Source organism: Sphingomonas sp. STIS6.2, from assembly GCF_000732685.2.
GTDB classification, from domain to species: domain Bacteria; phylum Pseudomonadota; class Alphaproteobacteria; order Sphingomonadales; family Sphingomonadaceae; genus Sphingomonas; species Sphingomonas aerolata.
The window spans coordinates 115,182-141,864 of sequence record NZ_JPDP02000041.1; the positions used below are offsets into that span (position 1 = coordinate 115,182).

General features: G+C 67.3%; 23 protein-coding genes and 2 riboswitches. Of the genes, 10 read left to right on the forward strand and 13 right to left on the reverse strand.

What is annotated here, in order from left to right; all coding sequences use genetic code 11:
• Positions 1-171 precede the first annotated feature (171 nt).
• The gene (locus sphst_RS06810) at positions 172-870 is read right to left on the reverse strand and encodes a 50S ribosomal protein L25/general stress protein Ctc (protein ID WP_043156676.1); all 699 of its coding nucleotides are present in this window, start codon (positions 868-870) and stop codon (positions 172-174) included.
• Positions 871-1,125: 255 nt separating this feature from the next.
• The gene (locus tag sphst_RS06815) at positions 1,126-1,992 is read right to left on the reverse strand and encodes a TraB/GumN family protein (RefSeq protein ID WP_051916317.1); all 867 of its coding nucleotides are present in this window, start codon (positions 1,990-1,992) and stop codon (positions 1,126-1,128) included.
• A gap of 203 nt (positions 1,993-2,195) precedes the next feature.
• Here sphst_RS06815 and sphst_RS06820 point away from each other — a divergent pair, with 203 nt between their 5' ends.
• The 3 genes from sphst_RS06820 to ppdK all read left to right on the forward strand — a co-directional run bounded on the left by sphst_RS06820 (position 2,196) and on the right by ppdK (position 8,103).
• A complete protein-coding gene (locus tag sphst_RS06820) occupies positions 2,196-3,035 on the forward strand; it encodes a glycine--tRNA ligase subunit alpha (RefSeq protein ID WP_031393692.1) in 840 nt (279 codons plus the stop codon).
• 124 nt (positions 3,036-3,159) lie between these two features.
• The gene (glyS, locus tag sphst_RS06825; protein WP_031393691.1) at positions 3,160-5,376 is read left to right on the forward strand and encodes a glycine--tRNA ligase subunit beta; all 2,217 of its coding nucleotides are present in this window, start codon (positions 3,160-3,162) and stop codon (positions 5,374-5,376) included.
• A gap of 63 nt (positions 5,377-5,439) precedes the next feature.
• Positions 5,440-8,103: a pyruvate, phosphate dikinase gene (gene ppdK, locus sphst_RS06830; RefSeq protein ID WP_031393690.1), complete on the forward strand. Its 2,664-nt coding sequence runs from the start codon at positions 5,440-5,442 to the stop codon at positions 8,101-8,103.
• Between the two features lie 205 nt (positions 8,104-8,308).
• Here ppdK and sphst_RS06835 read toward each other — a convergent pair whose 3' ends face one another.
• Genes sphst_RS06835 through sphst_RS06870 form a run of 8 tightly spaced genes read right to left on the reverse strand, consistent with a single transcriptional unit; the run spans position 8,309 to position 15,955 of the window.
• Entirely contained in the window at positions 8,309-8,710 is a 402-nt protein-coding gene (locus sphst_RS06835; protein WP_043156674.1) for a hypothetical protein, read from the reverse strand.
• Between the two features lie 54 nt (positions 8,711-8,764).
• Positions 8,765-9,760: a type II secretion system F family protein gene (locus sphst_RS06840; protein ID WP_192070668.1), complete on the reverse strand. Its 996-nt coding sequence runs from the start codon at positions 9,758-9,760 to the stop codon at positions 8,765-8,767.
• Positions 9,761-9,767: 7 nt separating this feature from the next.
• Complete coding sequence (locus sphst_RS06845; protein WP_107045335.1) at positions 9,768-10,739, reverse strand: type II secretion system F family protein; 972 nt, start codon at positions 10,737-10,739, stop codon at positions 9,768-9,770.
• Between the two features lie 53 nt (positions 10,740-10,792).
• On the reverse strand, positions 10,793-12,085 hold the full coding sequence (locus sphst_RS06850; protein WP_107045336.1) for an AAA family ATPase: 1,293 nt from the start codon (positions 12,083-12,085) through the stop codon (positions 10,793-10,795).
• Positions 12,085-12,720, reverse strand: a complete 636-nt coding sequence (locus sphst_RS06855) for a CpaD family pilus assembly protein (protein ID WP_031392856.1) — start codon at positions 12,718-12,720, stop codon at positions 12,085-12,087. The genes sphst_RS06850 and sphst_RS06855 overlap by 1 nt, the downstream gene beginning before the upstream one ends.
• Before the next feature lie 35 nt (positions 12,721-12,755).
• Positions 12,756-14,354, reverse strand: a complete 1,599-nt coding sequence (locus sphst_RS06860; protein WP_234387499.1) for a type II and III secretion system protein family protein — start codon at positions 14,352-14,354, stop codon at positions 12,756-12,758.
• Between the two features lies 1 nt (position 14,355).
• A complete protein-coding gene (cpaB, locus tag sphst_RS06865) occupies positions 14,356-15,411 on the reverse strand; it encodes a Flp pilus assembly protein CpaB (RefSeq protein WP_107045338.1) in 1,056 nt (351 codons plus the stop codon).
• Positions 15,412-15,460: 49 nt separating this feature from the next.
• On the reverse strand, positions 15,461-15,955 hold the full coding sequence (locus sphst_RS06870; protein WP_031395063.1) for an A24 family peptidase: 495 nt from the start codon (positions 15,953-15,955) through the stop codon (positions 15,461-15,463).
• Between the two features lie 48 nt (positions 15,956-16,003).
• Here sphst_RS06870 and sphst_RS06875 point away from each other — a divergent pair, with 48 nt between their 5' ends.
• Together sphst_RS06875 and sphst_RS06880 are read left to right on the forward strand one after the other, a co-directional pair.
• A complete protein-coding gene (locus tag sphst_RS06875; protein WP_107045339.1) occupies positions 16,004-17,020 on the forward strand; it encodes an alpha/beta fold hydrolase in 1,017 nt (338 codons plus the stop codon).
• Complete coding sequence (locus sphst_RS06880) at positions 17,017-18,099, forward strand: NAD(P)/FAD-dependent oxidoreductase (RefSeq protein WP_107045340.1); 1,083 nt, start codon at positions 17,017-17,019, stop codon at positions 18,097-18,099. Before sphst_RS06875 ends, sphst_RS06880 begins: the two co-directional genes overlap by 4 nt.
• A gap of 17 nt (positions 18,100-18,116) precedes the next feature.
• On the opposite strand, the gene rnhA is transcribed toward sphst_RS06880, so the two are convergent.
• The 3 genes from rnhA to ispH are packed head-to-tail and all read right to left on the reverse strand — an operon-like array spanning position 18,117 to position 20,552.
• A complete protein-coding gene (gene rnhA, locus sphst_RS06885; protein WP_051916473.1) occupies positions 18,117-18,593 on the reverse strand; it encodes a ribonuclease HI in 477 nt (158 codons plus the stop codon).
• Complete coding sequence (gene thrB / locus sphst_RS06890; RefSeq protein WP_107045341.1) at positions 18,590-19,540, reverse strand: homoserine kinase; 951 nt, start codon at positions 19,538-19,540, stop codon at positions 18,590-18,592. The genes rnhA and thrB overlap by 4 nt, the downstream gene beginning before the upstream one ends.
• A gap of 1 nt (position 19,541) precedes the next feature.
• Entirely contained in the window at positions 19,542-20,552 is a 1,011-nt protein-coding gene (gene ispH, locus sphst_RS06895; protein ID WP_081877646.1) for a 4-hydroxy-3-methylbut-2-enyl diphosphate reductase, read from the reverse strand.
• Positions 20,553-20,671: 119 nt separating this feature from the next.
• Between ispH and sphst_RS06900 the strand changes: the two genes are divergently transcribed.
• The 5 genes from sphst_RS06900 to gcvPB all read left to right on the forward strand — a co-directional run bounded on the left by sphst_RS06900 (position 20,672) and on the right by gcvPB (position 26,547).
• On the forward strand, positions 20,672-21,310 hold the full coding sequence (locus sphst_RS06900) for a hypothetical protein (RefSeq protein WP_234387500.1): 639 nt from the start codon (positions 20,672-20,674) through the stop codon (positions 21,308-21,310).
• 288 nt (positions 21,311-21,598) lie between these two features.
• Positions 21,599-21,717, forward strand: a riboswitch (glycine riboswitch).
• A gap of 1 nt (position 21,718) precedes the next feature.
• A riboswitch (glycine riboswitch) is annotated at positions 21,719-21,823 on the forward strand.
• A 46-nt stretch (positions 21,824-21,869) separates the two neighbouring features.
• Positions 21,870-23,117 (forward strand): glycine cleavage system aminomethyltransferase GcvT, encoded by a 1,248-nt coding sequence (gene gcvT / locus sphst_RS06905; RefSeq protein WP_081877647.1) that lies wholly within the window; start codon positions 21,870-21,872, stop codon positions 23,115-23,117.
• Between the two features lies 1 nt (position 23,118).
• On the forward strand, positions 23,119-23,490 hold the full coding sequence (gene gcvH / locus sphst_RS06910) for a glycine cleavage system protein GcvH (RefSeq protein ID WP_031395016.1): 372 nt from the start codon (positions 23,119-23,121) through the stop codon (positions 23,488-23,490).
• A 121-nt stretch (positions 23,491-23,611) separates the two neighbouring features.
• Positions 23,612-24,970, forward strand: a complete 1,359-nt coding sequence (gcvPA, locus tag sphst_RS06915) for an aminomethyl-transferring glycine dehydrogenase subunit GcvPA (protein WP_107045342.1) — start codon at positions 23,612-23,614, stop codon at positions 24,968-24,970.
• Entirely contained in the window at positions 24,967-26,547 is a 1,581-nt protein-coding gene (gcvPB, locus tag sphst_RS06920; RefSeq protein ID WP_031396530.1) for an aminomethyl-transferring glycine dehydrogenase subunit GcvPB, read from the forward strand. The genes gcvPA and gcvPB overlap by 4 nt, the downstream gene beginning before the upstream one ends.
• Positions 26,548-26,683 lie beyond the last annotated feature (136 nt).

The following is a 26,683-nucleotide window of genomic DNA, read 5'->3' on the forward strand; positions in this document are numbered from 1 at the left end:
GGCGGGAACCCATAGTGGCAAACCTCTCGATTCCATAGGAAGGTCCGAGGGTCTGGATCCCCGCCTGCGCGGGGATGACGGTTTTTTGGGTGGGCGGAATGGCTTACAAAACGAAACGGGCGGGAAAGCCCTAGCTTTCCCGCCCGCCAGATCGTCCGAAGACGAAGGAGATTAGTCCTTCTTCTGCGGCGTGATCTTGTCGTCGTCGTTGTGATCGTCGTTAGGCTCGACCACGGGCTCTTCGTCCGAAGCAGCCTCGGCAGCCTGCGCCTCGGCGACTTCAGCCTCGAGCTCTTCGTCCTCGACGGTCGGGACGGTCGGCGGCACGATCGTGGCGATCGCGAAGTCGCGGTCGTCGATCGCGGGCGTCGCGCCCTTGGGCAGCGTCACGTCGCTGATATGGATCGAATCACCGATTTCCATGCCGGCTAGCGAAATCGAGATCTCGCTCGGGATGTCCGATGCGTCGACGACCAGCTCGACCTCATGGCGCGTAATGTTGAGGACGCCCTTGCCCTTCTTGATGCCCGGTGCGTCGTCCTCGTCGGTGAACACGATCGGCACGGCGACCGTGACGGTCGAATGCTCGCCGATGCGCAGGAAGTCGACATGGATCGGGCGATCCGTGACCGGGTGGAACGCAACGTCCTTGGGCAGCGTGCGCACGCCGTTGACCATCACGACCGAATTCATGAAGTGGCCGGTCATCAGCGCCTTCATCAGCGCCTTTTCCTCGAGGTGAACCGAGGTGGGTTCCTTGTTCAGGCCGTAGATCACGGCAGGCACGCGGCCATCACGACGCAGCGCCCGGGAGGCTCCCTTGCCAACCCGGTCACGCGTCTCGGCTGCGAGCGTCAACTGGTCGCTCATCGATATTCTCCGAAACTCGTTTGTTGTTCTTCCCGCCCACGCCTCCAGGGATGACCATGGACCGGAAGCGCGGGCGCATAGCGGAAGAAGAGCGCAAACGCAATATTCCCCCTCTCCCCTCAGGGGAGAGGGAGGGGCCCGCACGCACGTGCGTGCGGAAGGGTGAGGGCACGGTCCGCCACAGACGCGTGCCCTCACCCTTCCGTCGCCTACGGCTCCTCCCTCCCTCTCCCCCGAGGGGAGAGGGTAAGTCGCTCAATACTTCACCCGCTCCGCCTTCACGCCAAGCTTCGCCAACTGCGCCTGAACGCTGTCCTGCCCCGCCAGATGGCCGGCGCCGACCGCGACGAACACCGTCCCCGGCGACTTCATCCGGTTCGCGACCCACTCCGCCCATCGGGCGTTGCGATCGATCAGCAGGGCCTTTGCCACCTCGGGCGAGTCCTTCAGGCTTTCGTTCATTTCGCGCGCGAGCGCCTCGGGATCGCCCTTCGCCCATTCGTCGACCATCGTCGCCATCGTCGTCTCGAGCTTGGGGAGTTCGTCGATCGTGCTGCCGAGGAACTGCAGCTGCGCCTGTTGCGACAGCCCGCCGAAATAGCCCAGCTGCTGCTCCGCGGTCTCCAGCCCCGTCACCGGCTTGCCCGCCGCCTTGGCCGCGGCAGTGATCACCTGCTCCGGCCCGTTCGCCGCATCATAGCCAAGCTTCGACAGTGGCGCGATCGACAGGTTCGTTGCCGCGAGCCACGGGCGGAACCGATCGAACGCGTTCGCCGGCAACCCCAGATCCGTCACCGCCTTGGCATAGGCCGCGCGCTTGTCCGCGGGCAGCTGTTCGGTCAGCGTCGGCCCGTCCTTCGTCACGCCGGTCGCCATGACCAAGGTCTGCATCTTGGCGGGATCGGGCATCACCAGCTCGAGCACGACCTGCTGCGAGCGGTCGAACGCGGTCTTCACCGCCTCGTCGAACCACGTCATGCCGGGTTTGAGCACATGGATTGTCCCAAACAGGTAGATCGTCGTGTCCTTGTCCTTCACCACCCACAGGGCGGGATCGGCATCGTTCGCCGCCTCCACGGGCTTTGGCGCGACCTGTGCGCAGGCGGGCAGCGCGAACGCCATCGCGATGGCGGACAGCGTCGAGCGCAGCGGGGCGGAGCGAAGCGACGCGAGTCGGGAAAACAGCTTCAAGGGGAGGGCATCCTCATCGTTGGTCGGCCCCATGTAGGATGCGCGATCGCAACGCACCACTTGCCTCGCGCACCCCCATCCGCCAAAGCCCGCGCGTGACCCAGCCCCTGAAAAAGCCTCTTAGCTTCCAGCGCATGATCCTCACGCTCCATGACTATTGGAGTGATCACGGGTGCCTGATCCTGCAGCCCTATGACATGGAAATGGGTGCGGGCACGTTCCACACCGCGACGACGCTGCGCGCGCTCGGTCCGAAACCGTGGAACGCCGCGTTCGTCCAGCCCTGTCGCCGTCCCACGGATGGCCGCTACGGCGAAAATCCGAACCGGCTCCAGCATTATTACCAGTATCAGGTGATCCTGAAGCCATCGCCGGCGAACCTCCAGGAACTCTATCTGGGCTCGCTCGCTGCGATCGGCATCGACATGCTGAAGCACGACATCCGCTTCGTCGAGGATGATTGGGAGAGCCCGACGCTCGGTGCCTGGGGGCTCGGCTGGGAGGTCTGGTGCGACGGCATGGAGGTGACGCAGTTCACCTATTTCCAGCAGATGGGCGGCTTCGACATGAAGCCCGTCGCGGGCGAGCTGACCTACGGGCTCGAGCGGCTGGCGATGTATATCCAGGACAAGGACAGCGTCTACGACCTCGCGTTCAACGACGCAGGCGTGACCTATGGCGAGGTGTTCCTGGAGAACGAGCAGGAGATGTCGAAGTGGAACTTCGAGATCGCCGACACGGACTCGCTGTTCGACCAGTTCCGCAAGCACGTCGCCGAATGCGAGAACAGCTTGAGCCACAAGCTGCCGATCCCGGCCTATGAGCAGGCGATCAAGGCCAGCCACGTCTTCAACCTGCTGCAGGCGCGCGGGGTGATCTCGGTCGCCGAACGCCAGGCCTATATGGGCCGCGTCCGCGACTTGGCGAAAGGCGCCTGCGCCGCCTGGATGGACAAACACGGATGGGCGGCGTGATGCGCCCCTGCGCCGCAGGCTGTATCTCTTCTTCTCTCCGCGTTCTCTGCGCCTCCGCGCGAACAGATTGTCGCGCAGAGACGCAGAGAACGCAGAGTGTTTTTGCTCCGACCGGTGAGCCCGAATGACCGACTTCCTCCTGGAGCTCCGCTCCGAAGAAATCCCCGCCCGTATGCAGGCGAAGGCGCGCGAGGATCTCGCGAAGCTGTTCACCGCCGAGCTCGCCAAGGCCGGGATCGCCACCAGCGTGCTCGTCACCTATGCGACGCCACGCCGCCTGGCGCTGATCGCGCGCGATCTGCCGATCGAGACTGCTGCGGTGTCTGAAGAGGTGAAGGGCCCCAAGACGTCGGCCCCCCCGCAGGCGCTCGAAGGGTTCCTGCGCAAGACCGGTCTCACGCGCGAGCAACTGGTCGATCGCGGCGGCACGTTCTTCGCGGTCACCGAAAAGCCCGGCCGCGCCACCGCGGACGTGCTTGCCGAGGCGATCCCCGCGATCGTCCGCGCGTTTCCCTGGCCCAAGTCGATGCGCTGGGGCGATGCCTCCGCCAGCACCGAATCGCTGCGATGGGTCCGCCCGCTGCAGGGCATCGTCGCGCTGCTCGGCGAAGAGATCGTGCCGTTCGAGATCGCCGGCATCGCAAGCGGCGCCGCCACGCTCGGCCATCGCTTCCACCATCCGTACCAGATCACGATCGGCGGCGCACACGACTATGTCGAGAAGCTGCGCGCCTGCCACGTCATCGTCGACCAGGACGAGCGCGCGACGCTGATCCGCGATCACGCGCGCGAGGCTGCGATGCAGGCCGGGCTCGAACTGATCGAGGACGAGGGCCTCGTCGCCGAGAATGCCGGGCTCACCGAATGGCCGATCCCGCTGCTCGGCCGGTTCGATCCGGCGTTTCTCGACGTGCCGCCCGAGGTGATCCGGCTTACCGCGCGCGTGAACCAGAAATATTTCGTGTGCCGCAGCGCCGACGGGACGCTGGCGAACGCGTTCGTCTGTACCGCTAACATCGCCGCGCACGACGGCGGCGCGAAGATCGTCGAGGGCAACCGCAAGGTCCTCGCCGCTCGTCTGTCGGATGCGAAATTCTTCTACGACACCGACCTGAAGGTGCCGCTCGAAGAGCAGGCGGGGAAGCTCGAGAAGATCGTCTTCCACGAAAAGCTCGGTACGGTGGCGGACAAGGTCGACCGCGTCGCCAAGCTCGCACGCTGGTTGGTCGAAGAGGGTATCGTCGGGGGTACGAGTTCGTCCTCCGCTACCTCTTTGTTCCCCGGCGAAGGCCGGGGCCCAGTTGGGAACGGCGCCTTGGCTGAGGCCGGCGCGCCGTCACAACAGGCTTCCCACCTGGACCCCGGCGTCCGCCGGGGAACAGAAGAAACGCCCGAGGCCCGGGCGGAACTCGCCACCCTCGCCGAACGCGCCGCGCGTCTCGCCAAGGCGGATCTCGTAACCGGCATGGTCGGCGAGTTCCCCGAATTGCAGGGCCTGATGGGCGGCTACTACGCCGCAGCCCAAGGCGAGCACCCCGCCGTCGCCGCCGCGATCCGCGATCATTACAAGCCGGTCGGGCAGGGCGATGACGTCCCGACTGACCCGGTGACGGTCGCGGTCAGCCTGGCGGACAAGCTGGATACGCTATTCTCGTTCTTTGCCGTCGAGCTGTTTCCAACTGGCTCGAAGGACCCGTTCGCTTTGCGAAGGGCAGCTCTGGGTGTCTTGCGGACGATTCAAACGGCCAATCTCAAGTTCAAGATCGACGCGGCAGCTCGCGCTTGGTCTGGGGAAGAGAATGCTGCGCTCGGTATAGTACTCTCCGACTTTCTGCATGATCGTCTCGGCGTTCAGCTGCGTGAAGCCGGCATCCGCTATGACTATGTCCAAGCTTCCACCGGTTGGGGCACTGGAAGCGACGACCGCGTTGATCGGGTCGAAGCGCGGGCCAAAGCGCTCGCGAATTTTATATCGACCGAGGATGGGAAGAACCTGCTCGCCGGCTACAAGCGCGCGGCCAATATTCTGAAGAAGGAGGCCCCTTCTGCTCCCCCTCTCCGCGCAGGGGAGAGGGAGCAGTATGCGCCCGAATCCGCAGAGGCCGCGCTCCAGTCCGCGCTCGACGCCGCCGAACCCCGCGCAACTGCAGCAATCGCGGCCGAAGATTTCGCCGCGGCGATGGCCGCGCTCGCGTCGCTGCGGGCGCCGATCGATGCGTTCTTTGATAGCGTTATCGTCAACGACCCCGATCCCGCCAAGCGCTCCGCCCGTCTCGCGCTACTTGAGCGTATTCGCGCCGCAGTGCACAACGTCGCGGACTTTTCGAAGATCGAGGGCTGACCCGCCCCGCTTGCAAAGACATTCTCTGCCGCCTTGCGCGCAACAACACCTAGAGGACCTGCGATGACCCAATATGTGTACCGTTTCGGCGGCGGTGTTTCGGACGGCGGCAAGGGCGACAAGAACCTGCTCGGCGGCAAGGGCGCGAACCTCGCCGAGATGGCGTCGATCGGCCTGCCGGTGCCGCCGGGTTTCACGATCTCAACCGATTTCTGCGCGGTCTATTATGACGAGGGCGGCCAGTTCCCGCAGGGCCTGCGCGACGAGGTCGCCACCGGCCTCGCGCATATCGAGGGCGTGACCGGCAAGGTGTTCGGCGACGCCGCCGACCCGTTGCTCGTTTCGGTCCGCTCGGGTGCCCGCGCCTCGATGCCGGGGATGATGGACACCGTCCTCAACCTCGGGCTCAACGACGAGACGGTCGAGGGCCTCGCCGCCAAGTCCGAGGACGCGCGCTTCGCCTGGGACAGCTATCGCCGCTTCATCCAGATGTATGCCGATGTCGTCCTCGAACTCGATCACGGCGCGTTCGAGGAGGCGCTCGAGATCGCCAAGGAAGACCAGGGCTTCACGCTCGACACCGAGCTGAGCGCGGACGACCTGCGCGCGCTGGTCACCGAATATAAGGGCCTCGTCGAAAAGCTCTGGGGCAAGCCCTTCCCGCAGGACGTCCACGACCAGCTCTGGGGCGCGGTCGGTGCGGTGTTCGGCTCGTGGCAGTCGGAGCGGGCGAAGGTCTATCGCCGGCTCAACGACATTCCCGCCAGCTGGGGCACCGCGGTCAACATCCAGGCGATGGTGTTCGGCAACATGGGCGACACCTCGGCGACCGGCGTCGCGTTCACGCGCGATCCGTCGAAGGGCGACCGCGCCTATTACGGCGAGTTCCTGATCAACGCGCAGGGCGAGGACGTCGTCGCCGGCATCCGCACCCCGCAATATCTGACCAAGGTCGCGCGCGAGGATGCCGGCGCCAAGGCCGCCTCGATGGAAGAGGCGATGCCCGAGGTGTACGGCCAGCTCGCGGGTGTGTTCGACACGCTCGAAAACCATTACCGCGACATGCAGGACATCGAGTTCACGGTCGAGAAGACCAAGCTCTGGATGCTCCAGACGCGCGCGGGCAAGCGGACCGCCAAGGCCGCGCTCAAGATCGCGGTCGACATGGCGAATGAGGGCCTGATCACGCGCGAGGAAGCGATCCTGCGCGTCGAGCCGATGGCGCTCGACCAGCTGCTCCACCCGACGCTCGATCCCAATGCCAAGCGCGACGTGCTGACCAAGGGGCTTCCCGCCTCACCGGGCGCGGCCTCGGGCGCGGTGGTGTTCGATGCGGATGCGGCGGAGAAGAAGGCTGCCGACGGCGTCGCGGTGATCCTCGTCCGGACCGAGACCTCGCCCGACGACATTCATGGGATGCACGCCGCGCGCGGCATCTTGACCGCACGCGGCGGGATGACCAGCCATGCGGCTGTCGTCGCGCGCGGCATGGGGCGCCCGTGCGTTTCGGGCGCGGGCACGCTGTCGATCGACACCAAGGCGAAGATCATGCGCTGCGGCGGCCGTGAGGTGAAGGAGGGCGACCTGCTCACGATCGACGGCAGCACCGGCGAGGTGATGATCGGCGCGGTTGCGACTGTGCAGCCCGAGCTGTCGGGTGATTTCGGCACGCTGATGACCTGGGCGGACGAGGTTCGTCGCCTCAAGGTCCGTGCCAATGCCGAGACGCCCGAGGATTGCCGCGTCGCGCGCGAGTTCGGCGCGGAAGGCGTCGGGCTGTGCCGCACCGAGCACATGTTCTTCGAGAGCAGCCGCATCACCAACGTCCGCCAGATGATCCTGGCGAGCGACGAGAAGGGCCGTCGCGCCGCGCTCGAGAAGCTGCTTCCAGAACAGCGCAAGGACTTCACCGAGATCCTCGAGGTGATGGCCGGGCTGCCGGTGACGATCCGTCTGCTCGATCCGCCGCTCCACGAATTCCTGCCGCACGAGGAGTCCGAGTTCGCCGAGGTCGCGACCGCGGCGGGGATCGACGTCGACACGCTGAAGCGTCGCGCGGCCGAGCTGCACGAGTTCAACCCGATGCTCGGCCATCGCGGCTGCCGTCTCGGCGTGACCTATCCCGAGATCTACGAGATGCAGGCGCGTGCGATCTTCGAGGCGGCGGTCGACGTCGCGGAGAAGTCCGGCGCGGCCCCGATCCCCGAGGTCATGATCCCGCTGGTGGCGACCCGCCGCGAGCTGGAGCTGATGAAGGCGGTCGTCGACAAGGCCGCGCAGGCGGTGTTCGCCGACAAGGGCCGGACGATCGAATATCTGGTCGGCACGATGATCGAGCTGCCCCGCGCCGCGCTGCGGGCAGGGGAGATCGCGGAAGTCGGCGAGTTCTTCTCGTTCGGCACCAACGACCTGACGCAGACGACGCTGGGCGTCAGCCGCGACGATGCGGCGCGGTTCCTCGGCGCCTATGTCGAACAGGGCATCTATGCGAAGGACCCGTTCGTCAGCATCGACGTTGAGGGTGTTGGCGAACTGATCGAGATCGCCGCCGAGCGTGGCCGCAAGACGCGATCGGGCATCAAGCTCGGCATCTGCGGCGAGCATGGCGGTGACCCGGCGAGCATCGCATTCTGCGAGAAGGTCGGGCTCGATTACGTGTCGGCAAGCCCGTACCGCGTGCCGATCGCGCGGCTTGCGGCGGCGCAGGCGGCACTGAACAGGGAATAAATAACCACCCCGGCGAAGGCCGGGGCCCAGGTGGAATGTCCAGAGTAACTAGGACCCGTCCACAGTTACCTAACATCCCCAACTGGGCCCCGGCCTCCGCCGGGGTAGTGAAAAATAGACTGCCTCCCCGCGAAGGCGGGGATCCAGACTGGGTTCCTGCCTTCGCGGGAGTACGAGGAGTGGGGGAACACCGCCCCCCGAACGCTCACCGACGCTGGTTGAAGTCGAACCAACCGCGCTTGGTGCCGTCGGTCACATAGCCCGGCCGGCCCGTTGCATAGCCGTCCGAATAGGCCACATCCCGGTCACGCGAGACGGGCGCCGCCGTCGTCCGTGCGACGGGCGCTGCCACTGGGGCCGCCACCGGCGCTGCCGCTGCCGCCTTCACCAATCGCGCATTCTCATGCTCCGCCTCGACCGCACGCTGTTCGGCGGCACTCGCGCGCAGGTCGGTCTCCTTGCGGGTCGCGCCATGGGCATCGCGCTCGGCGAGGTAGCGCGCCTTCCACTTCTTGCCGCCGGGATGGCTGGCGAGGCCCAGCAGCCAGCCCGCGATCAGGACCAGCCCCAGTGCGGCGAACTGCGTCGGTGTGGAAAACAACGGCATCGTGAAAACCCTCCTGTTACGGGGGCTCAACGAACCGCTGCGGCTGCGGTTGCCTCAGCTCTTGAGCAACGCATCCGAGATCGAACAGGCCGCCGGCCCGAGGATGACGACGAACAGCACGGGCAGGATGAACAGGATCAGCGGCACGGTCATGATCGCCGGCAGCCGCGCGGCCTTTTCCTCGGCGCGCATCATCCGTTCGTTGCGAAACTCGTTCGACAGCACGCGGAGTGCGGAGGCGAGGGGCGTGCCGTATTTCTCGGTCTGGACCATCGTCGTGACGACGCCCTTTACCGCGTCGAGCTTCACACGGCCGGCGAGATTCTCGAACGCGCTGCGCCGGTCGGTCAGGAAGCCCAGTTCGATCGCGGTCAGCGTGAATTCCTCGCCCAGTTCGGGATAGGCGCGGCCGAGTTCGCGCGCGACGCGGTGGAACGCCGCATCGATCGTCAGCCCCGCCTCCGCACAGATCACCAGCAGGTCGAGCGCGTCGGGCAGGCCCTTGCGGATCGCATCGGTGCGCTTGGTGATCTTGTTGTCGAGATACAGGTCGGGGGCCTTGTAGCTGAGGATGAAGCTGACCGCGACGAGCCCGTATTTCTTGAGCGGGCTCCACGTCGCGAAGCCGTCCGTGCCATAGACCCAGATGACCATCGCGCCGCCGATCACGATCGGCAGGACGAGCCGCCCGAAGATCACCGCGGGCGCCCATTCCTTCGACCGGATCCCCGCCTGCGCCAGCTTGACCTGGACCGCCTTGACCTGGCTGTCCTGCAGGACCTTCATCGACGACAGCCAGCCGCGCATACGGTCCGCGGCATCGTGGCGCTGCACGAGCTTGGCACGCCGCTTGGTCGACGCCGTGATGCCAGCTTTCAGCTGTTCACGACGATCGTTGAGCGCCTTGACCCGCTTGGCCATCGGATCGCTGACCGTGGTGGCGGCATAGATCGCCACCATCACCGCGAAGGCGGCGATTCCCGACAGGATCGTCGCGACCCAAAGGACGTCGAATCCGAGCAGCATAGGTCCGGCGGTCTCACCCATCATCCTGATCCTAAATCTCGAAGCTGATCATCTTGGACATGATGAACGACCCGATCGCCATCCAGCACAGCCCGCCCATGCCGATCACCATCAGCCGTTCGTCGATGAAGAACTTCTGCATGTACGTACCGTTGATGAACCAGATCAGCCCGAACACGATGAACGGCAGCGCGCCGATGATATAGGCCGATGCCTTGGACTCGGACGACATCGCCTTGATCTTCAGCTTCATCTGCGCGCGCATCCGCAATACGTGGGCGAGGTTGGCGAGCGTCTCTGCCAGATTGCCGCCGGTCTCGCGCTGGATCGCGATGGTGATGACGAAGAACTGGAATTCGGGCGTGCCGAGCCGGTCCGCGGTTTCCTGCAGCGCGACGTCCATCGTCCGGCCGATCTTCATCTTGTCGCTGACCGATCGGAATTCCTCGCCGACCGGACCATCGACCTCGGCGCCGACGACGCCGATCGTCTCGCTGATCGGCAGACCGGAGCGCAAGCCGCGCACCAGCAGCTCGATCGCGTCGGGAAACTTCTGCGTGAACTTGGCGACCCGGCGCTTGAGGACCTTGCCGACCACCAGATGCGGGATGCCGATGCCGACGAACAGGCCGACGAACAGCGCGAGGAAGATCGGCATGCCACGCACCAGCATCAGGAATGCGACGACCAGCGTCAGCCCGGCGGTCGCCATGCCATATTGGCCGACGGTCCAGTCCTTGCCGGTCATCGCCAGCCGCTTGGCAAGCTCGGCACGGTTGGGCAGGAACCGCCCGACCGCCAGATCCATCCGCGTGTCGCCTGCCATCGCGATCCGGCGCATCTGCGCCTCGGGCATGGCGACGCCGTCGCCGTGGCGCATGCGCAGCGACGCGACCCGGCGCGTCTGCGCGCGCCCGGCGGAGGGGCCGGCGAAGGCGTACAGCAGCAGGCCGAGCACGGTGCAGCCGCCCAGCGCGACCATGATGACGGGAAGCATGTCCATCGTCGCCTAGGCCTTCCGTGGCCGATCGGCGTGCATCCGCGGCCAGCGCGGCGTCACGACTTGGTCGCCCGCTTGGCCATCAGCCCCTTCAGGTCGCTGAACTTGCCGAGCAGCGAGACGCCGCCCGACCGGCGGGGCGTCTTGGCGCTCGCAGCCTCCGTACCGGTGGCATCGACCGCGACCATCAGTTCGGTGACGAGCGCGACGATCGGCGCGATCGTCTTCGACGTCTTGCCGGCCTCGACGATCGGCTTGCCGAGCTTGGCGGCCTGCGCCGCGAGCTTCTGGTCGAACACCACGACATGATCGATCCGGCGCTCGATCGAGCCCTCGAAATCCTTGCGGCTGATCTCGAGCTGGCCGCCGGCATGCATCCGGTTGGCGAGCACGAGCACCCGGGTCTTGGGCGCGTTGGACTTCATCCACGACAGCAGGCGGATCGTGTCGCGCGCCGCCGCCAGCGTCAGATCGGTGACGAGCACCGCGAGGTGGACCTCGCTGATCAGATGCGGATGCTGGACCAGCATGCCGCGCGGCAGGTCGACGATGGTGCAGTCGAACGCCGCACACATCTCCTCCTGCAGCTGATAGAAGGCGGCGCCGTCGGTCATCAGCGGCGCGTTGATCGGCGCCTCCGCGCTCAGCACCGACAGCTTTTCCGACGCCTTGACCATCGCGCGCTCGATGAACAGCCCGTCGATCCGGCTCGGATTCTCGATCGCATCGGTCAGCCCGCGGCCCGGCTCGAGATCGAGCGACAGCGCGCCGGTGCCGAAATGCACGTCGAGATCGAGCAGCGCGGTCGCGCGTTGTTCCTTCTCCGCGATCAGCCAGGCGACCGAGGTCGCGATCGTCGATGCGCCGACGCCGCCGCGCGTGCCGATGATCGCGATCGAGCATTGCGGTCGCGCGGGGGCATGCTCGACATGCTTGGGCGCGCTGAGCATCGCCTGCGCATGGCCGAACGCCTCGCGCAGCATGTCGGGGTGCAGCGGCTTGAGCAGATAGTCCTGGATCCCGCTGGCGACGAGATCGCGGTAGAGCCGGACGTCGTTCACCTGGCCCGCCGCGATCACCACCGTGCCGGGCTCGCATACTTCGGCCAGCGCGTTGATGTCGTTGAGCGGATCGCCCGATTCGGCGAGGTCGACGAACAGGATCTGCGGGCTGGCGGACACCGACAGCGACTGGATCGCGTTGCGCAGGCCACCCTTGCTGACCTTGTCGACCGACCAGCCGAGTTCGGCCGCGATCGGGCGCAGCGCCTCGGCGGTCGGTTCATCGCAGACATAGGCGGCGAAGGGCTCGCGGTGCGCGATGCCTGCGGGCTTCCAGGGTGCGTTCATCACTTGCCCCCTGCGGTTTCGGACCGCAGCGCGTTGTTTGCGCCAGTCGGCACCGCGCGGCGATACACATCGATCGCCTTGAACGAGGAGGCCGGGTCATAGGTCTCGGCGTCGCCGGAGCCGCGGACCAGATCCTCGGGCCGCGCGACCATCGCCGCGAGGTTGCGGTTCATCGCGCACCCATAGTTGGACGAGGTGTGGCTGGCGATGTCGATGCTCGCGTCGCGCGACCAGTCGGGGCAACCGGGGACATCGGCGCGCATCCGCGTGACGACGATCCGGATCGCGCCGGGGCTGACCGGCGCCTGCGTGACCGGGGTGTCGGGGGACAGCAACAGGCCATAGCCCGCGACGACGTCGGCGATCTCGGCGCGCGCCATCGGTGCTTCGCCCGCAGGATCGTCGATCGCGACGCGGTCGCCATAGCCGACCCGCATCGTCGTCATCCATCCCGCCAGCCGCCGCGCCTCGCCCTGCGCCAGCGTGCCGCCGGCGGTGCCGAGGTCGACCGCATAGTTGGCGCGGCTCACGACCGGCTGGTGGACCGATTCGAGACCGCGATTCTCGGTTCCCATACAGCCGCCGAGCAGCAGCGCGGATCCGAGCGATAGCAGCAGGATCGGGTGTTTCGTCATCGTGCGAAGTCCTTGAAACATGGCGCGGCGCGGGATCAGTTGGAGAAGCCGGGCATCGGCGTGGCGCCCTTGCTCGTCTTCGTGCTCGGCTTGGTGCCCGTCGTGAGAGCCGGCTGCTGCGGGTCGCGGGTCGGGATGGGGCCGACCGGGGCGGCAGCGCCGATTGCGGGGTTCGCATAGCCCATCGGCGCGACGCTCGGCACCGGCCGGCGCCCGCCCGTCGTTCCGCCGCCGAGATCGCCGAGCAGGACCCGGCCGGCATCGGTCGGTGCCTTGTAGCCGTCGGTGGGCAGCGCGATGTCCGCCGGGTTGTTGACCGGCTTGACCAGATAGGGGGTGATGATCACCACCAGCTCGGTCTCGTTGCGCTGGAAGCTGTTGGAGCGGAACAGCGCGCCGATGATCGGCAGGCTCGCGAGCCCCGGCGTCTTGTCATAGGTGTTGTTGTGGTTGTTCGACAGCAGCCCGCTGATCATCATGCTCTGGCCCGAGCCGAGCTCGACCGTCGTCTCGGTCCGCCGCGTCGTCAGCCCCGGCACGCGGGTGCCGTTCAGCGTGACCGCATTGGAATAATCGAGCTGCGAGACCTCCGGGCGGACGCGAAGCGAGATGCGGCCGTCAGAGAGTACGGTCGGGGTGTAGGCCAAGCTGACGCCATATTGCTTATACTCGACCGACACCGTGCCCAGCGCCTGCGCAATCGGGATCGGCACTTCGCCGCCCGCGAGGAACGTCCCGGTCTCGCCCGACAGCGCGGTGAGGTTCGGGTTGGCGAGCGTGGAGACCTGTCCGGTCTGCTCGCCCAAATCGATCGCCGCGAGCAGGTCGAGCCCGAGCAGGCGCCCGGCCATCCCGATCGTGGAGCCGGTGGTGGACTTGGCAGGGAAGCCGAACAGCGTGTTGCCGGGCACCGCGCCGTTCACGTCGACTGCCGCGCCGGGGATGCCGACGACGCCGGGCACGGTGGTGATCGTGCCTTGCCGCCCCTGCGCGATGTTGAAGAGGAAATTGCCCGATCCGCGGCTGGTCAGGTTGACGCCGATCGTCTTGACGAAGCTGCGCGAAACCTCGGCGACGCGGACCTGCAGATTGACCTGGAGCGGCGTCGCGGTCTTGAGACGCGACAGGACCTTGGTCGCATCGCCGACGAACGCCTGGACCAACCGTTCGGCCTCCGCCGCATCCTCGGGCGCGGCGACCGTGCCGGTGAGCAGGACCAGCCCGTTCATCGGCGTCGCGACGACCTGCGCCTCGGGCATCGCCAGCCCGAGCATCTGCTGGATCGAATCGAGATTGTTGCCGACCCGCACCGTCGAGCTGTAGACAATCGCGCCGCCCTTGGCCGTCGCCGAGATCGTCGTCTCGCCGGTCTTCTTGCCAAAGATGTAGAGCTGGGTCGGCGAGCGGACCTGGACGTCGGCGATCGTGTCGTCGGCGACGAAGAGGTCGCTCATCGGCCGCGACAGCGTCACCAGCCGGCCACGCCCGGTATTGACCTGAACCAGCCCGGCGGGAGCGGCCGAGACCTGCGCCTGCGCGATGGCCGGCGCGGAGGGCGCGGTGCCTGCCGCGGCGAGCACCGCGGCGAACGACCAGCCGAGCGACGCCCGCATCCCTGTCTTGCTCGTACGCATCTTACTTCCCCCCCACCGGAACGATGGTCATGCTGTTGCCGCGGGCGACCCGGACGACCGGGCCCGACGCGATCGCGCCCGAAGGGCCTCCCGCCGGCGCGCCGCCGGGTACGCCAGCCGGCATCATCATCTGTGCCGAGCCGCCCGGACCGCCGGACGCGACCGCCTTGCCCGGCACGGTGCTGCGCTGGTAGCGCGACACGTCCGCGCCGGTGACGTAGCTGCTCGCTCCCGACGAGGGCTGGCTCGCGAGACGCAGCAGCACGCGCGCATCCGCCTTGGGATCCGACCCCGCGGGCACGCTCACGCTGCCCGACGCGATCGCGTCCTCGAGTTCGCCCGCATTGTCCGCGATCGACCGCAGCGACAGCGACAGCGTGCCCACCGTCTGCGCGACTGCGATCTCCTCGGCCATCTTGGGCGTCGTCTCGACCGTGACCGTCGAGAAGGTGCTGACGACGGTCTTGCCGTCGTCGCCGACCTTGTTGTCGGTGCGCTGGTCGGTCGCGAGCACGCGCACATTGCGCATGATCGTCTCCGACACCTTCAACGGATCGCCGTCGCCGCCGCCCGCCACCGCCTGGGTCAGCACCAGGTCGATCCGGTCGCCCGGGAACACGAAGCCCGCGACCGACGCCTGTTCCGAGACGGGGACCGTCACCGCGCGCATGCCGGGCCCGAGCGCGGCCGCGAGGAAGCCGCGGTCGCCGGGCTTGACCAGCGCGCCCTGCGTCACCGGCTGGCCCGCGGTGATCATGTTGCGCACCACGGTGCCCTGCAGCGCCTTCAGGTCGGTCTTGTCCTTCAGGTAATAAGCGTTGTCGACGAGTTCCTTGGGCCAGGGCTGGAACTTCAATGCGGTCGCGTCGAGGATCGTGCCGACCGGCAGCGCGCGGGTCGCGACCAGCACTTCCGGGCCGTCGATCACCACGGGCTGCATCGCCACCGCGGTCGCCTGCGGGGCTGCGCTGCCCGCGATCAGCGTGCGGGCGAAGAAGGCCGTGACCGCCGCCACGATCAACGCACCGACCAGCAATATGAGCTTGCGACTATCCATGACTCATCGTGCCTTTCGGGCGCCGTGTGATTGATCGAACATTAAGTATCTACCGCAGGGAGTTAAGGAGTGGTTCGTGGACCGCGACGAGCCCTGCAAAGGCGATCGCGATGCCATAGGGCACCTCGATCGCGGCGTTTTCGACGCCCGAATCGGCGCGGCGCATGGCCAGCTTCCTTGCGATCAGCATCCCCGCGGTCAGCACGCCGCCCGCGATCGACATGACCATCAGCATCGCCATGAACGCGCCGAACGGCAGCCACAGCGACAGCGCGACGATCAGCTTGACGTCGCCGCCGCCCATCAGCCCGAAATGAAAAGCGATGCAGAACAGCGCGAAGACCGCCGCGGCGATCCCGATCTGGATCGCCATGTCGGGCCAGGGTGACAGGCCGTTGGCCCACCACCACAAGGGCGCGAGCAGCACGATCGCGGCGGTCTTCGCATTGGCGATCTCCCGCGTCCGTGCGTCCTCGATCGCAGCGAGGACAAGCAGCCCGGCGAGCAGAAAAAGTAGAATTGGAAGAGTAAACGTCGACCCCATGCACTACATTTAGCGGGTATGGCTTTCGAAAAAGTAACTGTGTCGCCGATGTTCGATTCTGATCCGACCTCCGGGCCCGTCTCCGGTCCGGCCCGTCCGCATGCCCGCACCACCGTCGTACCGATCGTGCCCGCCGCGAGTCGGCGCGCGATTCCCGACGATGCCCGCGTCAGTCGCTGGGTCGCTGCCGATGGCTGGAGCCTGAGGCGGTTCGACTGGCCGGCACCGAATCCGCGCGGACGTTTTCTCTTCCAGGCCGGTCGCGGCGACAGTTTCGAGAAATATCTCGAGACGATCGCGCATCTGCGCAGCGTCGGCTGGTCGGTGACCTCGCTTGACTGGCGCGGGCAGGGCGGGTCGGGGCGGCTGTCCCCCGACCCCTATGTCGGCCATGTCGACGACTTCGCGACCTACGATGCCGATCTCGCCGGCTTCTGGCATCAATGGCGCGGCGAAGGCGATGGCGGCATCCCGACGGCGATCCTAGGCCATTCGATGGGCGGGCTGATGGTGATGCGCGCGCTGACGGCGGGGACGATCGACCCGGCGGCGGCGATCCTCGTCGCACCGATGCTGGGACTGCGCTCTCCACTCGGCGCGCGGCTGAGCGGCCGGATCGCGCGCTACATGGCGCGGCGTGCGCCGATCCGCGCGGCCTGGCGCCAGAACGAGCGGCCCGGCCCCGTCGCTTCGCGCCAGCGTCTGCTCACCCACGACGCCGACCGCTATCACGACGAACGCTGGTGGCACGAGGCGCAGCCCGACCTGCAGCTCGGTCCGCCGAGCTGGACTTGGCTGTCCGAAGCATTCGCCGGGTCCGCTGCGCTCGCCTGTGATCCGCGCGTCGAGACGATCGCTACGCCGGTGCTGATGCTGCTCGCGGATGCCGACAAGCTGGTCGATCCGCATGCCGCGGTCCGGATCGTCGAGCGGCTGCGCGACGCGCGGCTGGTGCGCTTCGGACCTGAATCGGCGCATGAAATCCTGCGCGAATCGGATGCTGTGCGTGACCGCGCGCTCGCCGCACTCGACGCGTTCCTCGACGACACGGTGCCGCGCCGATGAAAGTCTACGACGTCGCGATCGTCGGCGCGGGAATGGCCGGGGTTAGCCTCGCCGCGATGCTCGCGCCGCATGCGCGCGTGCTGCTGCTCGAGGCGGAGGACATGCCGGGCTACCACGCGACGGGGCGGTCCGCGGCCTTCTGGTCGGAAACCTATGGTGGCCCCGACATCCAGCCGCTGACGACCGCGTCGGGCCCGGTGCTCAGGGCCGGGGGGCATCTCCAGCCGCTGGGCTCGCTTCATATCGGCCGTGCGCAGGACGCGCCCGCGATCGACCGGTTCCTCGCCGAATTCAGCGATAGCGACGTGCAGCTCGACCGGGTCGATCCGGCGGCGTTCCTTCCGGGGCTGCGCCCCGACTGGACGCTCGGCGTGCGCGAGCCGAGTTGCGCCTATATCGATGTCGCCGGGTTGCATGCGCACGACCTGGTGACCGCGCGGCGGGGCGCCGCCGATCTCGTCACTGGGGCCGCGCTGAACGCGGCGCGCCGCGACTCGGGGCAGTGGAGCATCGAGACGTCCGCGGGGACGTTTCGCGCCGCCGTGCTGGTCAATGCGGCGGGGGCCTGGGCCGATACCGTCGCGCAGCGCGCGGGCGTTGCACCAATCGGACTTCAGCCCTACCGGCGGACGATGGTCCAGCTGCGGACTGATCCCGCAGCCGCGGCGGGCATGCCGCATATTGCCGACATTTCAGGTGGCTTCTATTTCAAGCCCGAGCCTGGCGGGCGCCTCTGGCTGAGCCCGCATGACGAGACGCCGACCGACCCCTGCGATGCCGCGCCCGAGGAGATCGACGTCGCGATCGCGATCGACCGGCTCGAACAGGCGGTCGACTGGCAGGTCACACAGGTCGAACGCCGCTGGGCGGGCCTGCGGACCTTCGCGCCCGACCGGCTGCCAGTTTATGGTTTCGACCCGAGCGAACCCGGCTTCTTCTGGTGCGCGGGGCAGGGCGGCTTTGGCATCCAGACTGCACCGGCGGCGGCGCGTCTTGCGGCCGCGTTGCTGCTTGGGACGTCGCCTGATCCTGCGGTGGCGGGGATCGATCCGCACCGCTATTCGCCCCGTCGTTTCTAACGCCGTTTCGTGTCAGCCTAGCGGCGGCCCGGTGCCATAGCGGCGATCGCGGCGTTGCTGGCGAGCGTATCGGCGCGTTCGTTCTCGGGGTGGCCGGCATGGCCCTTGACCCATTGCCACTCGATCTTGTGCCGCGCGACCGCGGCGAGCAGCGCGTGCCACAGCTCGGCGTTCTTCACCGGCTTCTTGTCCGCGGTCCTCCAGCCGTTGCGCTGCCAGCCCTTCACCCATTTGGTCAGGCCATCCATCACATATTTGCTGTCAGTGTACAGCGTCACCGCGCAGGGCCGGGTGAGGATGTTGAGCGCCTCGATCGCCGCAGTCATCTCCATCCGGTTGTTCGTCGTCTGCGGCTCGCCGCCCGACAATTCCTTCTCGTGCGCGCCCATCCGGATCACCGCGCCCCAGCCGCCCGGTCCCGGATTCCCCTTGCAGGCGCCATCGGTATAGATCTCGACCTTGGTCATCGTTGTCGCGGCAGCGTCGTCGGTCATGCGAACAGGTCGTCCTTGAGATAGGCTTCGAGCCGCCGCCAATAGGCGAGCGGATCCTTGCGCGTCACCAGCGCATCGGCCGGCGTGTTGACCCAGTCCCAGGCGCGCGTCAGCAGGAAGCGCAGGCAGGCGCCCCGCGCGAGGATCCGCAGTGCGGCGCGCTCCGCATCGGACAACGCGAACCGGCTTTCATAGCCCGCGATCAGCGCCGCGCCGATCGCGGGATCGTAACGCTCGCCGGTCGCGTCGAACGCCCAGGCGCTGTGCATCACTGCCAGGTCATAGGCGCGGATGTCGGTGCAGGCGAAATAGAAGTCGATTACCCCGGTCACGCGGTCGCCGAGCATCAGGACATTGTCGGGGAACAGGTCCGTATGGATCGCCGCCACCGGCAGGTCGCGCGGCCACTGTGCCAGCACCCGCGCCAGCGCTGCCTCAATCCGCGCGAACAGCCCGGGTTCGATCGTGTCGATCCCAGCACCGCACCGCTCGAGCAGCGGGCGCCAGGTGTCGGCGCCCAGCGGGTTGGCGCGGGTCGGTGCGAAGTCCGCCAGCCCGGCATGGAGCTGGCCCATCGCCGCACCGGCCGCGCGTGCCTGTGCGGGTGTCGGGTGCGACACCGACACGCCGGTCAGGAACTCGATCAGACAGGCCGAGCGCCCGGCGAGCTGCTGGATCGCGATACCGTCGCGATCGGGCAGCGCGCGCGGCACCGGATTGCCCGCCGCCGCCAGATGATCGAGCATCGCGAGGAAGAAGGGCAGGTCGTCGGTCGACGTCCATTCCTCGTACAGCGTCAGGATGAAGCGGTCCGCGGTGGTCTCGACGAGGTAGTTGCTGTTCTGCACCCCCTCGGCGATCCCCTTGGCAGAGACCAGCGCGCCCTGGTCGTACCGCGCGAGGAACGTTCCGAGCGCCTCGGCCGAGACCTGCGTATAGACCGCCATGCTAGGCGGCGGCTTCGAGCCCGCGGGGCAGCTTGAAGGCGATCGTCTCGCGCGTCGTCTCGACCTCGCGCTCGGACACCTCGAACCGCTCGGCGAGGCGCGTGACGAGTTCGCGGACCAGCAGCTCGGGCGCGGACGCACCTGCGGTGATGCCGAGCGTGCCGACCCCGGCGAGGAAATCCCAGTCGAGTTCGCTGGCGCGCTGGATCAGCATCGCGGGCGTGCCTTCGCGCTGCGCGACCTCGACCAGCCGCACCGAATTGGACGAATTGGGCGCGCCGATCACCAGCATCGCGTCACACCCATGCGCGATCGCCTTGACCGCGGCCTGGCGGTTCGAGGTCGCGTAGCAGATGTCCTCGCCACGCGGCGGCAGCATCTCGGGGAAACGTCGCTGCAGCGTCGCGACGACCGCCGCGGTGTCGTCGACCGACAGCGTGGTCTGCGTCAGGAAGGCGAGATTGGCGGGGTCGATCGGCGCGAAGACTTCCGCATCCTCGACCGTTTCGATCAGCGACATCGCGCCCTCGGGCACCTGGCCGAAGGTGCCGATAACCTCGGGATGGCCGGCATGGCCGATGAACACGATGTGCCGCCCCTGCGCGACCAACCGCTCGGCCTGGCGATGGACCTTCGAGACCAGCGGGCAGGTCGCATCGAGATATTCAAGCCCGCGCGCCTGCGCGTCGAGCGGCACCGACTTGGGGACGCCGTGCGCGGAGAACACCACCGGCGCATCGTCGGGCACCTCGCTCAGATCCTCGACGAACACCGCGCCCTGCGCCTTCAGCGTGTCGACGACGAACTTGTTGTGGACGATCTCGTGGCGGACATAGACCGGCGCGCCGTGCTTCTCGATCGCCAGCTCGACAATGCGGATCGCGCGGTCGACGCCGGCGCAGAAGCCGCGCGGCGCCGCGATCAGCAGTTCGAGCGCGGGTTTGTCGCCGCGCACGGTCGGCTCTGCGAGCGTGGTTGCGGGGTTTGCGATGGGCTCTGGGGGGATGCTCATAGTCGTCGGGCTCTACGCGATTGCTTGCCTGGACGAAAGCCGGTTCCTATGGTGCGCGATGACAGGGGCCGGTGCGGTTGCGCAGGCCCTTTCGCTCGTTCGAGAAGGTACGCGTCCCCGTGAAAGCCCCCATCCTTGCCGCATCGATCCTCGCGCTCGCCCTCGGCGGTTGCGCTTCCAAGGGAGAGATCGACGCGACCGGCGGCATCTCCGCGATCCGCACCGCATGCCCGACCGTCGCGGTGCCCGCCGCGACCGGGGACATCACCGTGTTCGACCCCGTCACCAGCCGCGACCAGTCGGCGATCGACGTCACCGCGCTGATGACCAATGTCCGTTCGACCTGCGTCGACGCGAACGACCCGATCCTGACGAACGTGACGTTCACCGTCCAGGCGCGGCGTGCGCGGGCCGATGCGGCGCGCGACGTCGTGCTGCCCTATTTTGTGACCGTGGTGCGCGGCGGCAGCGCGGTCGTGGCCAAGCGCGTCGGCCGTGTGACGCTGCACTTCGATGCAGGCCAGCTGCGGGCGGAGGCGAATGCCCAGGGTACGGCAACGATCACGCGTGCAGCGGCAACGCTGTCGGCGGACGTCCGCGAGAAGCTGACGCGCAAGCGCAAGGCCGGCGACGAGGATGCGGCGGTCGATCCACTGAGCACGCCCGAGGTGCGGCAGGCGGTGCTGCGCGCCAGCTTCGAGACGCTGGTCGGGTTCCAGCTGACCGCCGACCAGCTGAAGTACAACGCCACCCGCTGAGTCGCCTTCTGAAACCGGGGCGGGCATCCGGTGATGGGGTGACAACCTTCCATGTCATCCCCGCGCAGGCGGGGATCCATATTGGCGACCGCCAATGATGGAGACTTGACGGTATATGATATGGGTCCCCGCTTCCGCGGGGATGACGGCGGGTACGGGCGTCGTTCGGCTCGCAACTTGACGTCAGTCACGAATTTCACGTCTCGCAGGAGCCCGATCGACCAAGCCCGATTGACTAAGATTGTGCGGCGCGGCACAGCTTGACGCGTCGATGTCGGGCAACCGGCATGGCACCGCGCGGGAGAGCGTTTCCTGGTCCTTTTAGGATCGGCCCTGAAAGGGGCAGGGGGCCGCCGAAGGAGCAACCACCCCGGAATCTCTCAGGCACCAGAGACCGCGCGGGGCTGATCGACACTCTGGAAAGCGTCCTGGCGTCTGCGCCGAGGGCCACCGAAGGGGTAAGCCGCCAATCAGGCGGTGAAAGCTCTCAGGTTCCGTGACAGAGGGGGTCGGATCGCAGCACCACAGGGTGCCGCGCGCCCCTTCGACGGAGACCGACATGAGCGACGCCGACATTCGAGACTATGCGAGCATCATCGACGAGGCCGACGATTACGTCGAGCCCGAGGTGCTGCCATTGCCGCTCGACGCGTGGCACCGCGCGAACGGCGCACGGATGGTCGAGTTCGCCGGCTATCAGATGCCGATCCAGTATGACGGCATCATGGCCGAACACGCCTGGACGCGCGAATCGGCTGGCCTGTTCGACGTCAGCCACATGGGCCAGCTCGTCTTCTCGGGCGAAGGCGTCGCGAGCGCGCTCGAAACCGTGCTGCCGGGCGACATCGCAGGCCTTGGCGAGGGCAAGATGCGCTATTCGCTGCTGCTCGCGCAGGATGGCGGCATCCTCGACGACCTGATGGCGACGCGGCTGCCCGACGATCAGCCCTCGCCTTTCTCCGCGCAGGACGTCGAGCCCGAGGCGTATGACCCGCTCCACCCGTCGCCGACCGCCAGCGGCAGCTTTTACGTCGTCGTCAACGGCGCGACCAAATATGACGATGTCAGCTATCTGATCGAGCATCTGCCCGACGACGTCACGATCAACATCCTCGACGATCAGGCGCTGCTCGCGGTGCAAGGCCCCAAGGCCGTCGCGGCGGTTGCGCGGATCGTCCCAGGCATCGACAGCCTCGTGTTCATGACCGCGGGCGCGTTCCACTGGAACGACGTGCCGCTCTGGATCAGCCGATCGGGCTATACCGGCGAGGACGGCGTCGAGATCTCGATCCCCGCCGAGCATGCCGTCGCGTTCGCCGACGCGCTGCTCGCACTTCCCGAGATCAAGCCGATCGGCCTTGGCGCACGCGATTCGCTGCGTCTCGAAGCCGGTTTGCCACTCTACGGCCACGATCTCGATCCCGAGACCACGCCGGTCATGGCAGACCTCGGTTTCGCGTTATCGAAGCGCCGCCGTGAGGCCGCCGATTTCCCCGGCGCCCAGCGTATCCTTTCCCAGCGCGAGAATGGCCCCGCCGCCAAGCGAGTCGGCCTGATCGTCGAGGGCCGCCAGCCCGCGCGCGAGGGGTCCGAGGTGATCGACGACACCGGCGCGACGATCGGCCGCCTCACCAGCGGCGGGTTCGCGCCGACGCTCGGGAAGCCGATCGCGATGGCCTATGTGCCGCTCGCGCTGGCGACGCCGGGCACCCGCATCGAGATCGCACAGCGCGGCAAGGTCCATAGCGCGACCGTCACCGCAATGCCCTTCATTCCCCACCGCTACGTCCGCGCAGGAGCCAAGTGATATGAGCCGTTATTTTACGCAGGATCATGAGTGGGTCGATGTCGACGGTGACGTCGGCACGGTCGGCATCAGCGAATACGCGCAGAGCCAGCTTGGCGACGTCGTGTTCGTCGAGGTTCCCGAGGCCGGCAAGCAGCTGACCAAGGGCGCGGATGCCGCGGTCGTCGAATCGGTCAAGGCCGCGTCGGACGTCTATTCGCCGGTGTCGGGCACCGTCATCGAGGGCAACGCCGCGCTCGCCGACGATTCGAGCCTGGTGAATTCGGACGCCGAAGCCGCCGGCTGGTTCTTCAAGCTGACGCTCAGCGATCCGAGCGAGCTCGACAGCCTGATGGACGAAGCTGCCTACGCGGCGTTCGTCGAAGGGCTTTAATTCGTCAAAGCCCCTCCCCTTCAGGGGAGGGGTTGGGGTGGGACAGTGCGACAGACGCGCCGCCTGTGGAAACGCCCCACCCCCAACCCCTCCCCTGAAGGGGAGGGGCAAGGAGAGTTCCATGCGCTACCTTCCCCTGACCCAGCCCGACCGCGAGGCGATGCTTGCCGTCATCGGTGCCGCGACGATCGACGACCTGTTCGTCGACGTGCCCGAAGCCGCCCGCCTCGACGGCCCCGTCCGCGACCTGCCGATGCATGCCTCCGAAATGGCGGTCGAACGCCACATGTCGGTGCTCGCCAAGAAGAACCTGACCGCGGGTGAAGCCCCGTTCTTCCTCGGCTGCGGCGCGTACAAGCATCATGTACCCGCCAGCGTCGATCACCTGATCCAGCGCGGCGAGTTCCTGACCGCCTACACGCCATACCAGCCCGAGATCGCGCAGGGCACGCTGCAGATGCTGTTCGAGTTCCAGACTCAGGTCGCGCGGCTGCTCGGCACCGACGTCGCCAATGCGTCGATGTACGACGGCTCGACCGCGTGCTGGGAAGCGATCGTGATGGCGCGTCGCATCACCAAGCGCGGCAAGGCGATCCTGTCGGCGGGGCTGCACCCGCATTACGTGTCGGTGTCGAACACGATGGCCAAGTTCACCGGCGACGTGCTCGACACGACCGACCCGCGGCTGGTGCCCGAAATGGACCTCGACCGGCTGATCGCGAAGATCGACGACGACACGTCGTGCGTGGTCGTCCAGTATCCCGACATCCTCGGCCGCATCGCCGATCTGCGTCCGCTCGCGGATGCGTGCCACGCGAAAAAGGCGCTGCTGATCGCGGTCGTCACGGAGCCCGTCGCGCTCGGCGCGATCACCTCGCCCGGCGAGATGGACGCGGACATCGTCGTCGGCGAGGGGCAGTCGCTCGGCGTCGGCCTCCAGTTCGGCGGGCCCTATGTCGGCCTGTTCGGGTGCAAGGACAAATATGTCCGCCAGATGCCCGGCCGGCTTTGCGGCGAAACCGTCGACGCCGATGGCCGCCGCGGCTTCGTGCTGACTCTGTCGACGCGCGAGCAGCATATTCGCCGTGAAAAGGCGACGTCGAACATCTGCACCAACTCGGGGCTGTGCGCGCTGGCTTTCTCGATCCACATGACGCTGCTCGGCGAAGCGGGACTGCGAGAGCTGGCCGAGATCAACCATGCGGGTGCCGTGGCCGCTTCCGAGCGCCTGTCGCAGATCCCCGGCGTCGAACTGATCAACGACAGCTTCTTCAACGAATTCACGCTGAAGCTGCCCGTCGAGGCGCGCCCCGTCGTCCGCACGCTCGCGGACCGCGGCATCCTCGCGGGCGTCTCGCTAGGGCGGCTTTACCCGGGCAAGGACGATCTCGCCAACGGCCTCGTCGTCGCCGTGACCGAAACGACCACCGCGGAGGACGTCGAAACGCTTGCGTCCGCACTCCAGGAGATACTGGCATGAGCATCAACCAGAGCGGCTGGCGCCCGACCGCGCCCGAGCAGGGCAAGGGCAACGTCGCCGCCAGCGTCACCGGCAACAAGGCGCTGATGCTGGAGGAAGCGCTGATCTTCGAGATCGGCGACAGCCACACCACCGGCGTCGACTTCGCGACCGCGCCCGCACGCGCGACGACCAGCAAGCTCGGCGCGCTGGCACGCAAGGCTCCGATCGGCCTCCCCGGTCTGTCGGAGCCCGAGACCGTCCGCCATTACACGCGTCTGTCGCGCCAGAATTACGGCATCGATCTCGGCTTCTTCCCGCTCGGCAGTTGCACGATGAAGCACAATCCGCGCCTCAACGAGAAGATGGCACGGTTGCCCGGATTCTCCGACGTCCACCCGCTCCAGCCGGTCGATACCGTGCAGGGCGCGCTCGAGGTCATCCACCAGCTCGCGCACTGGCTCGTCACGCTCACCGGCATGACCTCGGTCGCGATGAGCCCCAAGGCGGGCGCGCATGGCGAGCTGTGCGGGATCCTCGCGATCCGCGCCGCGCTCGAAGCCAAGGGTGAGGGGCACCGCAAGGTCATCCTCGTTCCCGAGAGCGCGCACGGCACCAACCCCGCGACCGCCGCGTTCGCCGGCTATAGCGTCGAGGATATCCCCGCCACCGCCGAGGGTCGCGTCGACACCGAAGCGCTGAAGGCCCGGCTCGGCCCCGACGTCGCGGGCGTGATGATCACCAACCCCAACACCTGCGGGCTGTTCGAGCGCGACATGCGCGAGATTTCGGACGCAGTGCATGCGGCGGGCGGTTTCGTCTATTGCGACGGCGCGAACTTCAACGCGATCGTCGGCCGCGTCCGCCCAGGCGATCTCGGCATCGATGCGATGCACATCAACCTGCACAAGACCTTCTCGACCCCGCATGGCGGCGGTGGTCCAGGTTCGGGTCCGGTGGTGTTCTCGGCGGCGCTTACGCCCTACGCCCCGCTGCCGTTCGTCGAAAAGCAGGGCGAGACTTTTGTCCTCGTCGAGGAGGAAACCGCAGGCGAACATCATGCCGGCAGCTTTGGCCGGATGGTCGCGTTCCACGGCCAGATGGGCATGTTCACGCGCGCGCTGACCTACATCCTCAGCCACGGCGCCGATGGCCTGCGCCAGGTGTCGGAAGATGCGGTGCTCAACGCGAACTACATCCTGCGCAGCCTCGACGAGACGCTCGACGCGCCGTTCGGCCCGTCGGGTCCATGCATGCACGAGGCGCTGTTCTCCGATTCGGGTCTCGCCGAGGGCTTCTCGACGATCGACATCGCCAAGGGGCTGATCGACGAGGGTTTCCACCCGATGACGATGTACTTCCCGCTCGTCGTCCACGGCGCGATGCTGGTCGAGCCGACCGAGACCGAATCGAAGGCGGCGCTCGACCAGTTCATCGCCGCACTGCGATCGGTCGCCGAACGCGCCAAGGCGGGCGACCCCAGCCTCAAGACCGCCCCGCACTTCGCCCCCCGCGCGCGCCTCGACGAGACGCTCGCGGCACGCAAACCGGTGCTGGTCTGGAAGGATCCCGCACCGCTTGCGCAGGCGGCGGAGTAGGCCCCGAGCCAGCGACACCCCGGCTTCCCGAAGCATGGCGGAGACGGAGCGCGCCCTACGCGCTCCGTCATCCCATCCGCTCCCGTCGTCCTGACGAAAGTCAGGACCCAGGGTAACCGAGCGATACCGGTCGTGG

Excerpts from the sequence above, each read along its gene's own strand:
- gcvH (WP_031395016.1), top strand. The coding sequence starts at position 23,119 with ATGAGCCGTTATTTTACGCAGGATCATGAGTGGGTCGATGTCGACGGT.
- rnhA (WP_051916473.1), bottom strand. The coding sequence starts at position 18,593 with ATGACCGACGACGCTGCCGCGACAACGATGACCAAGGTCGAGATCTAT.
- gcvPA (WP_107045342.1), top strand. The coding sequence starts at position 23,612 with ATGCGCTACCTTCCCCTGACCCAGCCCGACCGCGAGGCGATGCTTGCC.
- thrB (WP_107045341.1), bottom strand. The coding sequence starts at position 19,540 with ATGGCGGTCTATACGCAGGTCTCGGCCGAGGCGCTCGGAACGTTCCTC.
- sphst_RS06845 (WP_107045335.1), bottom strand. The coding sequence starts at position 10,739 with ATGGACATGCTTCCCGTCATCATGGTCGCGCTGGGCGGCTGCACCGTG.
- sphst_RS06850 (WP_107045336.1), bottom strand. The coding sequence starts at position 12,085 with ATGAACGCACCCTGGAAGCCCGCAGGCATCGCGCACCGCGAGCCCTTC.
- cpaB (WP_107045338.1), bottom strand. The coding sequence starts at position 15,411 with ATGGATAGTCGCAAGCTCATATTGCTGGTCGGTGCGTTGATCGTGGCG.
- ppdK (WP_031393690.1), top strand. The coding sequence starts at position 5,440 with ATGACCCAATATGTGTACCGTTTCGGCGGCGGTGTTTCGGACGGCGGC.
- gcvPB (WP_031396530.1), top strand. The coding sequence starts at position 24,967 with ATGAGCATCAACCAGAGCGGCTGGCGCCCGACCGCGCCCGAGCAGGGC.
- sphst_RS06860 (WP_234387499.1), bottom strand. The coding sequence starts at position 14,354 with ATGCGTACGAGCAAGACAGGGATGCGGGCGTCGCTCGGCTGGTCGTTC.
- sphst_RS06880 (WP_107045340.1), top strand. The coding sequence starts at position 17,017 with ATGAAAGTCTACGACGTCGCGATCGTCGGCGCGGGAATGGCCGGGGTT.
- sphst_RS06835 (WP_043156674.1), bottom strand. The coding sequence starts at position 8,710 with ATGCCGTTGTTTTCCACACCGACGCAGTTCGCCGCACTGGGGCTGGTC.
- sphst_RS06875 (WP_107045339.1), top strand. The coding sequence starts at position 16,004 with ATGTTCGATTCTGATCCGACCTCCGGGCCCGTCTCCGGTCCGGCCCGT.
- ispH (WP_081877646.1), bottom strand. The coding sequence starts at position 20,552 with ATGAGCATCCCCCCAGAGCCCATCGCAAACCCCGCAACCACGCTCGCA.
- sphst_RS06810 (WP_043156676.1), bottom strand. The coding sequence starts at position 870 with ATGAGCGACCAGTTGACGCTCGCAGCCGAGACGCGTGACCGGGTTGGC.
- sphst_RS06840 (WP_192070668.1), bottom strand. The coding sequence starts at position 9,760 with ATGATGGGTGAGACCGCCGGACCTATGCTGCTCGGATTCGACGTCCTT.
- gcvT (WP_081877647.1), top strand. The coding sequence starts at position 21,870 with ATGAGCGACGCCGACATTCGAGACTATGCGAGCATCATCGACGAGGCC.
- sphst_RS06815 (WP_051916317.1), bottom strand. The coding sequence starts at position 1,992 with ATGGCGTTCGCGCTGCCCGCCTGCGCACAGGTCGCGCCAAAGCCCGTG.
- glyS (WP_031393691.1), top strand. The coding sequence starts at position 3,160 with ATGACCGACTTCCTCCTGGAGCTCCGCTCCGAAGAAATCCCCGCCCGT.
- sphst_RS06870 (WP_031395063.1), bottom strand. The coding sequence starts at position 15,955 with ATGGGGTCGACGTTTACTCTTCCAATTCTACTTTTTCTGCTCGCCGGG.
- sphst_RS06855 (WP_031392856.1), bottom strand. The coding sequence starts at position 12,720 with ATGACGAAACACCCGATCCTGCTGCTATCGCTCGGATCCGCGCTGCTG.
- sphst_RS06820 (WP_031393692.1), top strand. The coding sequence starts at position 2,196 with ATGATCCTCACGCTCCATGACTATTGGAGTGATCACGGGTGCCTGATC.